The sequence below is a fragment of the Tenacibaculum sp. MAR_2010_89 genome, from assembly GCF_900105985.1.
Classification (GTDB): domain Bacteria; phylum Bacteroidota; class Bacteroidia; order Flavobacteriales; family Flavobacteriaceae; genus Polaribacter; species Polaribacter halocynthiae.
The window spans coordinates 2,700,567-2,712,546 of the sequence record NZ_FNUB01000005.1 but is presented as its reverse complement, the minus strand read 5'-3'; the positions used below and the strand labels follow the sequence as shown (position 1 = coordinate 2,712,546).

General features: G+C 27.8%; 7 protein-coding genes. 4 read left to right on the top strand and 3 right to left on the bottom strand.

Going from position 1 to position 11,980, the window contains the following annotated elements; translation table 11 throughout:
* Positions 1-83 precede the first annotated feature (83 nt).
* The gene (locus BLV71_RS15365; protein ID WP_093871399.1) at positions 84-1,295 is read right to left on the bottom strand and encodes an RsmB/NOP family class I SAM-dependent RNA methyltransferase; all 1,212 of its coding nucleotides are present in this window, start codon (positions 1,293-1,295) and stop codon (positions 84-86) included.
* A gap of 86 nt (positions 1,296-1,381) precedes the next feature.
* Here BLV71_RS15365 and BLV71_RS15360 point away from each other — a divergent pair, with 86 nt between their 5' ends.
* From BLV71_RS15360 to BLV71_RS15350, 3 genes are all read left to right on the top strand, one after another.
* Positions 1,382-2,185 (top strand): SH3 domain-containing protein, encoded by an 804-nt coding sequence (locus tag BLV71_RS15360; protein WP_093871398.1) that lies wholly within the window; start codon positions 1,382-1,384, stop codon positions 2,183-2,185.
* A gap of 15 nt (positions 2,186-2,200) precedes the next feature.
* The gene (gene recG / locus BLV71_RS15355; RefSeq protein WP_093871397.1) at positions 2,201-4,318 is read left to right on the top strand and encodes an ATP-dependent DNA helicase RecG; all 2,118 of its coding nucleotides are present in this window, start codon (positions 2,201-2,203) and stop codon (positions 4,316-4,318) included.
* Between the two features lie 131 nt (positions 4,319-4,449).
* Entirely contained in the window at positions 4,450-7,830 is a 3,381-nt protein-coding gene (locus BLV71_RS15350; protein WP_093871396.1) for a VIT domain-containing protein, read from the top strand.
* 192 nt (positions 7,831-8,022) lie between these two features.
* On the opposite strand, the gene BLV71_RS15345 is transcribed toward BLV71_RS15350, so the two are convergent.
* Positions 8,023-10,230, bottom strand: coding sequence for an endonuclease MutS2 (locus BLV71_RS15345; RefSeq protein WP_093871395.1), 2,208 nt, complete (start codon positions 10,228-10,230; stop codon positions 8,023-8,025).
* Positions 10,231-10,311: 81 nt separating this feature from the next.
* On the opposite strand from BLV71_RS15345, the gene ung reads away from it, so the two are divergent.
* Positions 10,312-10,977 (top strand): uracil-DNA glycosylase, encoded by a 666-nt coding sequence (ung, locus tag BLV71_RS15340; protein WP_093871394.1) that lies wholly within the window; start codon positions 10,312-10,314, stop codon positions 10,975-10,977.
* Here the strand turns inward: ung and BLV71_RS15335 are convergent.
* Positions 10,964-11,974 carry a glycosyltransferase family protein gene (locus BLV71_RS15335; RefSeq protein ID WP_093871393.1) on the bottom strand — a complete coding sequence of 337 codons (1,011 nt, stop codon included), beginning with the start codon at positions 11,972-11,974 and terminating at the stop codon, positions 10,964-10,966. The two genes, ung and BLV71_RS15335, sit on opposite strands and share 14 nt — an antisense overlap.
* Positions 11,975-11,980 lie beyond the last annotated feature (6 nt).

Below are 11,980 nucleotides of genomic sequence, written 5' to 3'. Positions count from 1 at the left end.
ATATTTTATTCATAATTAAAAACCCCTTTTTGAGATTTTTCAAAAGGGGTTTTTAATTAGATTTATTTTTTTACTTAAACAGACTATTTCTTTTCTAGTAAAGCCATATAGAAACCATCAAAACCAGAAAGATGAGCCAATACTTTATTATCCTTAACAAAAGAAAATTCTGCTCCTGCTTCAGAAGCTAAAAAAGTGTTAACCTGTTCTTGGTTTTCAGAAGGTAGTATAGAACATGTTGCATAAACAAGTTTACCTCCAGGTTTTACCATTTTAGAGTATTGCTGTAATACTTCTTGTTGTGTTTTTCTTATTTTAGTTAAAAACTCAGGTTGTAATTTCCACTTACTATCAGGGTTTCTTCTTATCACACCAAGTCCAGAGCATGGAGCATCAATTAATACTCTATCTGCTTTATTGTGTAATTTTTTTATAACCTTAGTAGAATCAATAACTTTAGTATCAATATTATGAACACCATTTCTTCGAGAACGAACTTTTAATTTTTTTAGTTTACTCTCATAAATATCCATAGCTATAATTTGCCCTTTATTTTCCATTAAAGAAGCTAAATGAAGTGTTTTACCACCTGCACCAGCACAAGTATCAACTACTTTCATACCTGGCTTAACATCTAAATAAGCAGCTACAAGTTGTGAAGAAGCATCTTGTACTTCAAAATAACCTTTTTTGAAAGCTTCAGTTTTAAAAACATTAGCACGTTCTACTAACTTTAAAGCATCATCATGTCCTTTTATAAATTCAGTGTCAATATCTTCTGAAGCTAATTCTTTTTGTAATTTTTCTTTAGAAATGTTTAATGTATTAGTACGTAAAATAACTTGGGCTTGTTTATTTAAAGCAGCAATCTCTTTCGTCCAAAGTTCTTCACCTAATTCTTGTACACAAACTTCATCAATCCAATCAGGAATAGCTTCTCTAAATTTTCTAATTTTTGAAAGCTCATCAAATTTACCTTTAATTCTTCTATTTGGTGTAGGTTCTATTTGATTCCAATCAGGTAATTTAATTCCTTTTAATACACACCAAACTGCAAAAATTCTCCATAATTCAGGTCGTGAAAAAGGAGTTTTAACATTTGCAATTTCAGCATATAATCGTTTCCATCGTACAATTTCATAAATGGTTTCAGCAACGAATTTTCTATCACGAGCCCCCCAACGCTTATCTCTTTTCAAAGCTTTTTCAACAGCTTTATCGGCATAAACCTCTTCATTAAAAATGTCACGTAAGCTATCAATAACCGTGTACACTAAGTTTCTATGTAATCTCATTTGATGAATTTAAGACTGCAAAGATAGTTGAATTTACTGGTTTTTTGTATTTTCGTTAAGAGTAAAAAAAGCTAAAGAATCGATGCATGAAGTTATTTAATTTAATACTATTATTTTTTTTTAGTGTTGTTTTTCAAATGGTTGCTCAAGAGGTATATATTACACCGACTAAAGAGTTTGAACCCAATCAAAAAGTATATTTATTTGGGAATGATGTTAAGTTACGTGAAGAACCCAATACTAGCTCTAAAGTAATTTCATTATTAAAAATAAGTACAGAGGTATTTGTTATAGAAAAGACTAATAAAATAAAATTATATAATGGAATTGATTGGCCTTGGTATAAGATAAAAACCAGTAATGGAGAAGAAGGTTTTTTATTAGGAGGATTGATATCAAAAGACATTAAAAAAATAAAAAATTCTATATATTTAATTTCTTTAAAAAAGATAAACGATGACTATTTTGTACTTACAAGAGTTGTTAATGGAAATGAAGATTATATAGAAAATAGCACAAGAATAGCTACAACTACTTTTTCAATAAGTGTATCAGATAATAAAGGAGTAGAATCAATAAAAAACATGATTTATATTGATTATTTAGCAGAAGCTTGTGGTGTTGATGGAGGAGGTTATTATTTATTTAATACAGGAAGTTCCTTAATAAAAGCCATTGAATTGTCTTCAGTAGCAGATGGTGGTTTATATTGGTTAAAGGAAGATGTTGTTTTTCCTTCTGATTTTGGTGGTAAAAAAGATAAAATTATTTTAAAAAGTGAACGTGGAGAAATGATAGATGAAGTTACAGAACATAAAAAAATAACAATAGAAACTAAACAATTTGTTTGGCAAGGAAAAGAATTAATTATTGATACTAATAAAAAATAGTCGTTATTAAATTCTATGAATTTAAATCATCCTACTACATATATAAAAGGAGTTAGTGTTGCAAGAGCAGAATTATTATATTCTGAATTAGGGATAAAAACGTGTAGAGATTTACTGCATTTATTTCCATTTCGTTATGTAGATAAAACTCAGTTTTATACAATTAATCAACTACAACAAAATTCTTCTGAAGTACAAATTGTAGGTAAAATAACAGGTATTAAAAATGTAAAACAAAAAAGAGGAAGTAGGTTAGTAGCTACATTTACTGATGCTACAGGTTCTATGGAGTTAGTTTGGTTTAAAGGAGCGAAATGGATTAAAGATAATTTAAAAGTAAATGTACCTTATGTTATTTATGGTAAGCTAAATTGGTATAATAGAACTGCTAGCATGCCACACCCGGAAATGGAAACAGTTCAAGTGTATAAAAGCAAATTACAAATGGCTATGCAGCCAGTGTATCCTTCAACTGAAAAATTAACTAATAAAGGGATAAGTAATAAGGTAATTGGAAATATGATCCAATACCTATTTAAGCAAGTATTTGGATCAATTGAAGAAACATTACCTACTTATTTATTAAATGAGCACCAACTAATAGCAAAACGAGAAGCTTTATTAAATATCCACTTTCCTAAAAATCAAGAGCTATTAACTAAAGCTCAATTTAGATTAAAGTTTGAAGAACTATTTTTTATTCAATTACAATTATTACAAAAAAAATTGATTAGAAAATCAAAAATAAAAGGATTTGTTTTTGAAAAAGTTGGAGAGAATTTTACGAGTTTCTATAATAATAATTTACCTTTTGATTTAACAAATGCACAAAAAAAAGTATTAAAAGAAATACGAAAAGATTTAGGTTCAGGTGCACACATGAATAGGTTACTTCAAGGTGATGTAGGGTCAGGAAAAACTATTGTAGCTTTATTAACAATGTTGTTAGCTATTGATAATGGTTTTCAAGCTACTATAATGGCCCCTACTGAAATTTTAGCTATACAGCATTATAATGGTATTGTTGAGCTTTTAGAGAATACAACAATAAAAGTTGATTTATTAACAGGTTCTTCAAAAGTTAAAAAAAGAAGAGAGATTCATGCAGGATTGGAAGATGGAAGTTTACATATTTTAATAGGAACCCATGCTATATTAGAAGATAAAGTACAGTTTAAAAATTTAGGAATAGCTATTATAGATGAGCAACATCGTTTCGGAGTTGCTCAGCGTTCTAAGCTATGGAATAAAGGAAGAAAAGAAGAAAATGAAGAAATAGTACCTCCTCACATTTTAGTAATGACAGCAACTCCAATACCTCGAACCTTGGCAATGTCTGTATATGGTGATTTAGATATTTCAGTTATTGATGAGTTACCTCCTGGGCGTAAAGAAATAAAAACAATACATAGGTATGATAGCAATCGTTTAGGAGTTTTTAAGTTTTTAAAAGATGAGATTACTAAAGGAAGGCAGGTATATGTAGTTTATCCGTTAATTCAAGAATCTGAAGCTATGGATTATAAAGATTTAATGGATGGATATGAGAGTATTTCACGAGAGTTCCCTTCACCTAAATATCAAATTAGTATTGTTCACGGACAAATGAAGCCTGCTGATAAAGATTATGAAATGAATCGTTTTGTAAATGGTGAAACACAAATTATGGTAGCTACTACTGTAATTGAAGTAGGTGTTAACGTACCTAATGCATCTGTTATGGTAATTGAGAGCGCTGAACGATTTGGATTAAGTCAGTTACATCAATTAAGAGGAAGAGTAGGTAGGGGAGCTGATCAAAGCTATTGTATATTATTGTCTAGTTATAAGTTATCTTCTGACGGGAAAACACGTTTAAAAACAATGGTAGATACTACTGATGGGTTTAAAATAGCAGAAGTAGATTTAAAACTTCGAGGTCCTGGAAATATAATGGGAACTCAACAAAGTGGTGTGTTAAACCTTAAAATAGCAGACGTGATAAAAGATTCTCCTATACTATATAAAGCTCGTCAAACAGCTATTAATTTATTACAAGAAGACCCAGCTTTGTCTCAACCTAAGAATTCTGGTTTATTAAAAATTTACACACAATTACAAAAGAAAACAGGTATTTGGAGTAATATTAGTTAGCTATTATATGAACATAAAACAATAGACTAATTAAAAGAGTCAGTTTACTAATAAAAAGTTATAGTTTACTCATAGCTGTTTTTTTACGATAATTAATACAAATACTTTTAGTGTAAATAAAATGAAGCACTATGAGTAAACAATTATTATACGTATTTTTATTACTAACTTCAGTAATACTTCAAGCACAGGAAATTCCAAAAATTAAAATAGGAAAAAAGCATATTTCTGTAAAAAAACTACATGTAAGAACTATCATTACAGGAGATATTGCAACAACTACTTTTGATATGCATTTTTACAATCCTAATAATAGAGTTTTAGAGGGAGAGTTTGTATTTCCTTTAGGCGAAAATCAATCAGTTACTAGTTTTTCCCTTGAAATAAATGACAAACTAAGAAAGGCAGTAATTGTTGAAAAAGAAAAAGCAAGAGTAGCATTTGAAACTACAGTCAGAACTAAAATAGATCCTGCACTATTAGAACAAACTAAAGGAAACAATTATAAAGCAAGAATTTACCCAATACCGGCTAAAGGATATAAAAGAGTAGTTGTTGAATTTCAGCAAAAACTTATAGTTAACTCTGGTTCTTATTATTATAAATTACCATTTAATTTTAAAAATAAATTAGAGGAGTTTTCATTATCAATAAAAGTTTTAAATCAAAAAAATAAACCAATTTTAAAAAAGGGGTTTAATAAAGAATTTGTTTTTGATTCAGATAAAAACACGTTCTTTTTAAAAATAAATAGAAATAAACAAAGGGTATCAAAACCTGTATTAATAGAGATACCATTAAATCATAACAAAGAAAAAATACTTACTTATAAAAACTATTTATATTTTACTAAAAGTTTGAATATTGAAAAAGTAAGTAGGAAGTTAAAAAAGAAGATTACCATTTTATGGGATAAATCATTGTCTCAAAAAAATAAAAATGTAAAAAGAGAATTAGCATTGCTAAACTTGTATTTTAAAGAAGTAAAAAATTGTAAGGTAGATTTATTATTATTTAATACAGAAATCAGGGTTAAAGAAAGGTTTTCGGTAGTTAATGGAAATTGGAATAAGTTAAAAACGAAACTTGAAAATACAGTTTATGATGGAGCATCATCATTTAATTTTTTATCAAAGCATAAAAGTACTAGTGCTATAAACATGGTATTCACTGATGGTTTAAATACATTAAGTACTTTAAAATTCAATTTTAATAAAAATTCATATATCATAAACAGTAGTGAATCAGCTAATCATATTTTATTGAAAGATAAGGCAGAAAAAAGTGGAGGAGCTTATTTAAATTTATCTCAAACATCTATAAAACAAGCATTCAATAAGTTTTTAGAAAAAAAAATACAAATATTAGGAACTAACTTAGCAGGTGAAGAGATTGAATTTTATCCTAAAAAAGGAAGTGTTGTTGATAATCAATTTTTTATATCAGGCAAAGGAAACTTCATTAATAAAAAAATACAAATTTATTTAGGTAATGGATTTGATACTGTAAAAACAATATCATTTAAAATCAAAAAAAGGAAAAATAGAAATAAATTAGTGTCAAAAATATGGGCTCAAAATAAGATGAATGATTTAGTATTAGAGTCAGAAAAAAATAAAGAAGAAATTCTTAAACTAAGTAAGAAGTATGATATAATAAGTCCATTTACTTCTATGCTTATTTTAGATAGAGTAGAAGATTATGTGACTCATAATATAAAACCACCTAGTGAACTACAAGAAAAATATGAAGAATTATTAGCACAAAAAGTGAACAATAAAAAACAGCTATTAAATAATTTAAAAGGTGATTTATTTAGAGAGTATAATACACTTTTTAGATGGTATGATAAAGATTTTAAACCAATTAAAATAATTAAAACAGTAGCAATAAAAAAAAATAAGAATCCTATCATTACTCCTCGTACTGTTCAAATAATTAGTGATACGATTTTACAAAGAGGAGAGTTCTTTGCAAGAGGTGTTGTAAGAGATGAATCTGGGCTTTTACCGGGTGTTACTGTATTAGTTAAAGGAACAACTACGGGAACCGAAACTGATTTTGATGGGAAGTATTCCATAAAGGTTAGAACAGGAGATGAACTTGTTTTTAGCTTTGTAGGTATGAAAACTATTCAAAAAGTAATAGGAGTATCTAATAGAGTAAATATATTAATGGAGAATGATAATGTTTTAGATGAAGTTGTGGTAACTGCTTATGGAGCTAGACGAGAGGTAAAAGCATTAGGGGCTTCAGTAAGTGTTATTAGAGCAGAAAGTGTTGTTGATCAAGGTTTAGATGGAGTTACGCCAGGAGTTAATATAAATAAAAGTGGTAGAATAAATACTAGAGGTGTCAATTCTTTAAATATAGAAAATAAAGAGCCTTTGTATATAGTTGATGGTATACAAGTTATTAAAAAGCCTAGTATAAATGCAGATAAGATTCACTCTTTATATAGTTTAACATCAGATCAAGGGATAAGTATTTATGGACAGAAAGGAAAAAATGGAATTCTAGTATATATTACAAAGAAGGGACATGAAGACGATTCAGATGATATTCTTGATTTTGAAGAATTAGTAAAAGAAAAAATTGAGTTAAAAGGATGGAATCCTAAAACGCCTTATTTAAAATTGTTAGATGAGTGCAAAAATATAGAAGAAGCATATACTAAATATTTAGAGTTAAGAGAAAATTATGGAAAATCTCCTTCTTTTTATATAGATGTTGCGGATTTTTTTAAAAAGAGTAAGAATTTGAAATTAGCTATTCAAGTTTTAACAAACGTAGCAGAAATTGATTTAGATAATTATGAGTTATTAAAAGCTTTAGCTTATAAATTTGAAGAATATAAGTTATATGAGTATGCAGCTTTTATTTATAAAGAAATTTTAAAGTTAAGACCAGAAGATATTCAATCGTATAGAGATTTAGCATTAGTATATGAATATGTTGGAGAGTATCAAAAATCTGTTGATTTATTATATAAAATAGTTAATGGAGAATTGTTAAGTAAGGATGAAAATAGACGCTTTTCAGGAATTGAAACGATAACTTTAAATGAGTTAAATAGAATGATTAACTTGTATAATGATAAATTAGTAACATCTCATTTAGATAAAAGAGTTTTAAAAAAAATAAATACAGACATAAGAGTATTAATTGATTGGAATCATAATGATACAGATATTGATTTATGGGTTATTGATCCAAATGGAGAAAAGTGCTATTATAAACATAAAAAAACGAAAATAGGAGGGTTAATGTCAAATGATATGACTGATGGTTTTGGACCAGAACAATTCATATTAAAAAAAGGGCTAAAGGGGAAATATAAAATTAAAATTAAGTATTATTCAACTGGTCAAGAAAAAATATCTGGACCTACTTTTCTTAAAATAACAATGTATAAGTTTTATGGAAGTAAAAATGAAGTAAAAAAACAACGTTTAGTAAGGCTTACAAATGTTAAAGAAATTTTAGATTTAGGAGAAGTAATTTTTAACTAAATAAATTTAGAAAATATTAAAGAAGCTTTAATTTAATATAAAAAACAAAAGCCTCTCAAATACACGAGAGGCTTAACCAAACAATTTAAGCATTTAAATATTTTCTGACCCCTTCATTTTTCAGAGAATATTATTTTGCAGCTATAAAACAATCAAATAATAAAATACCCTAATAAAAATTTGAAGTTTAATTTATTTTTTTGCGCGTTCAACTAATTCTAATTGGCTAATAGTGGCCTTAGTGGTAAATATTCCATAATTAATAAAAACAGTATTTTTTTCAATTTTATCAATACTACCAACAGAATTTCCATCAATTAATCGAACTCTATCATTAATTTTAAAAACGTAAGCAGCTCTTTCTTTGGCAATTTTCTCTGCTTCTTTTTTCTTTTCTTCTCTAACTTTAACTACTTTTTGTAAAACTTCTTGCTCTACTTTTTTTATAATCTCTTTCTGTTCTTTTTCAATAATTTTCTCTTGGTTTTTTTCAGTCTTTGTTTTTTTCTTAGGTGGATTTTTTTTAGTGTATTTAGTTTTTTCAGCCATTACCCACTTAAAAAAATTTGTAGAAAGCTCTTTTTTATTATTTGTTTGAAAATATTTATTAAAAAGCTCATTAACAGAACGACCTAAAGATAACATACGTTGATTATTATCATATAGCTCTTGAAAACCTTCTAATTTTTTACGAACTTTTTGGTCTTTTTCTTTTAAATTTTCAAGATGTTCTAACTCTTTAGTTTTTTGTTTTTCAAGGGTATCTGACGTCTTTTGAAGCCTATTTCTTTCTTTTTGAAGTTTAGAAATTGTTTTGTCTAAACGAACTTTTTCAGTTTCAACACGTTTTTTAGCTCTATTTATTAAACTATAAGGAATACCATTTTTTTGAGCTACTTCAAAGGTAAAAGAACTTCCAGCTTGACCTATAAATAATTTATAAAGAGGCTCTAAAGTACGTTCATCAAATTGCATGTTAGCATTGGTTACATTATCTAATTCATTAGCTAATACTTTTAGGTTTGCATAATGTGTTGTTATAATACCATATGCTTTTTTCTCATAAAATTCCTCTAAAAATATTTCAGCTAAAGCACCACCTAACTCTGGGTCAGATCCAGTGCCAAATTCGTCAATCAAAAACAATGTGTTTTCATTACATTTTCGTAAGAAATAGCGCATGTTTTTTAATCGATAGCTATAAGTACTTAGTTGGTTTTCTATAGATTGATTATCTCCTATGTCGGTTAATATTGTACTGAAAATACAAGTTTCACTCCGCTCATGAACAGGAATTAATAATCCACTTTGAAGCATTAATTGTAATAATCCAATGGTTTTAAGAGTAATACTTTTTCCTCCTGCATTTGGTCCAGAAATAACAATTATTTGTTGCTTCTCATTTAATTCAATTGTTTGAGGAATAGTCTCTATTTCTTTCTCTTTATTTTTTCTCCATAAAATAGGATGATAGGCATTCTTAAAAAATACCTTTTTAGTTTTTCCTATTTTAGGTAAAATGGCATTAATTTCTTTAGCATATTTTGCTTTTGCACCAATAACATCTATGTGTGTTAAAAATGAAATATATTGCTCTAATAGAGGTGTGTAAGGTCTAATTTCTTCAGCTAGAGCGCGTAAAATTTTTACAACCTCTTGTTTCTCTTCGTATATTAAATTTTGTAGTTCTCTACTATATGCTAAAGTTGCTTGCGGAGCTATATATACAATACTACCTGATTTTGAAGCTCCTAATAAACTTCCTTTAACTTTTCGCCTATACATAGCTAAAACAGCTAAAACACGTTGGTTATCTACTATTGTTTCTTTAATATCATCTAAATAACCACTTGCGATATTTTTACTTAATGCTCGAGAGAAACTTTCTGATATTTTACTTCTAACATTATTTATATCTTTTCGAATTTGTTTTAATGCAGGTGAGGCATTATCAGCTACTTCGCCATAAGAAGTAATTATTTTTGTAATAGCATCAGAAACAAAAGTTGTGTATTCAACAGTATCACTTAACTGAGCTAATTTAGGATAGTAGTCGGTGAATTTTTTTAAAAACTTTTTTAATTCATTTACAGTTTCTGTAGTAGTTGCTAATTTTAAAAAAAACTCAGTTTCTAAAAAACTATTTTCAATAGCTAATCGTTTAATATGTTCGGTAATATTTTCAAAACTATGATTAGGTATTCGGTTCTCGTTTTCAAATGAACTTACATACTCATTTACCATGTTTAACTCAAAAAAAAGTTTTTTTACATGAGAAAATGGTTTTGATATTAAAACGTTTTCTTTTCCTAAATCAGAAATACAAAACTCACTCACTTGTTCTAGAACAGAATTGAATTCTAAATCTTGTAGTGTTTTGTCAGTTATTGCGGTTTTCAATGTTTATTTTTGATTAAATTTAATTACAAAAATCCAAAAAATAGATAATTCAGATTTTTAGGTGAACAAAAATAAGAAACAATGGAAGTAAAAATAGCTGATAGTTGGAAAAATGTTTTGAAAGAAGAGTTTGATAAAGAATATTTTAAGAAGTTAATTTCATTTGTAAAAAATGAATACAACACTTTTACCTGCTACCCTGAAAATTCAACTATTTTTAAAGCTTTTGAAGCATGTTCTTTTGAAGATGTTAAAGTGGTAATTTTAGGGCAAGATCCTTATCATGGAGAAGGCCAAGCGAATGGTTTGTGTTTTTCAGTTCATGAAAATATAAAGCATCCACCATCATTAATTAATATTTTTAAAGAAATTGAATCAGATATAAACATCCCATACCCAGAATCTGGTGATTTGTCAAGATGGGCAAAACAAGGAGTGCTTTTATTGAATGCAACATTAACCGTAAGAGAAGGAGAAGCGGGAAGTCATCAAAAACAAGGTTGGGAGCTTTTTACCGACGCGGTTATTTCTGCAATATCTGAACATAGAGAGGATGTGGTTTTTTTATTATGGGGAGGTTATGCAAAAAAGAAAGGAGCAAAAATAGATGTTTCCAAGCATTGTGTATTAACCTCAGGGCACCCATCACCTTTAAGTGCCAACAGAGGTTATTGGTTTGGAAATAAACATTTTTCCAAGACAAACATATTTTTAGAAAATAAAAATATGTTAACTATACAATGGTAGGAAGTATAGATTGATTGTAAAAAGGTAAGGTTATTGCATCTAAAATATCCTCAGTAATATCTGGGTAACTTACTTCAATAATTTTTGCTGATTTTACCCATTTTGCAATTTTTGAATATTGATTTTTATTAAATTTTTTAAGTACCGTAACACCTATTTCTTGTAAACTTAGAGCGTTGCATTGCTGTTCATATTGATTTTTCATAGGTATTACCAAAAGTTTTTTTCTTAAATATAAAGCTTCTGCTGGTGTTTCAAAACCAGCTCCACATAATACTCCTGCAGAAGATGCTATACTTTTTATAAAGTCATTACCATTAATAGGTTTAATTGCTATATTGTTTTTGTATTTATGGGTATCAGTATGTTTAGAGAATACTTCCCATTTAACATTTTTAAATTCAGATAAAACTTTAATTATTTTCTTGTCACTATATGCGGGTAAGTATACAGTATAATGTCCTTTATTTGTACTATTTCTATATCTAATATCTTTTCTAATGATAGGAGAGAAGGTGGCAGAAGAATATGCTTTAAAATGAAACCCGAATTTTACGTTAGCTGGAGCATAATATTTTAAAATTAAACGCTCAAACTTATAAGTTCCGTATTTTGGGGCTTTATCATCTAAAACAGCGTTTTGGTGACTTAAAGAAATAATAGGAACATTTTTTAATTTTGCAGCCCATGCAGTTATAGGTTCAAAGTCGTTTATTATAAGATCATAATTTTGAACAGGAATTGATTGTATTTCATTATATAGCTTTTTAAGCTTTATTTTTTGTAGTGTTTTCCAAACATCTATTCCTCCTTTTTTTCCAAAAATGAAACTTAACCCATATAATTTATATTTTATATCAAAAGGGAATTTTAATTCACATTGATACCCACTTATTAAAACATCAACAGTTGCTTTTCGTTGTAAAAATGGAATAATTTCAATAGCTCTGCTTGCATGACCGTTTCCTGTTCCTTGTATTGCGTATAATATTCTCATATGGTA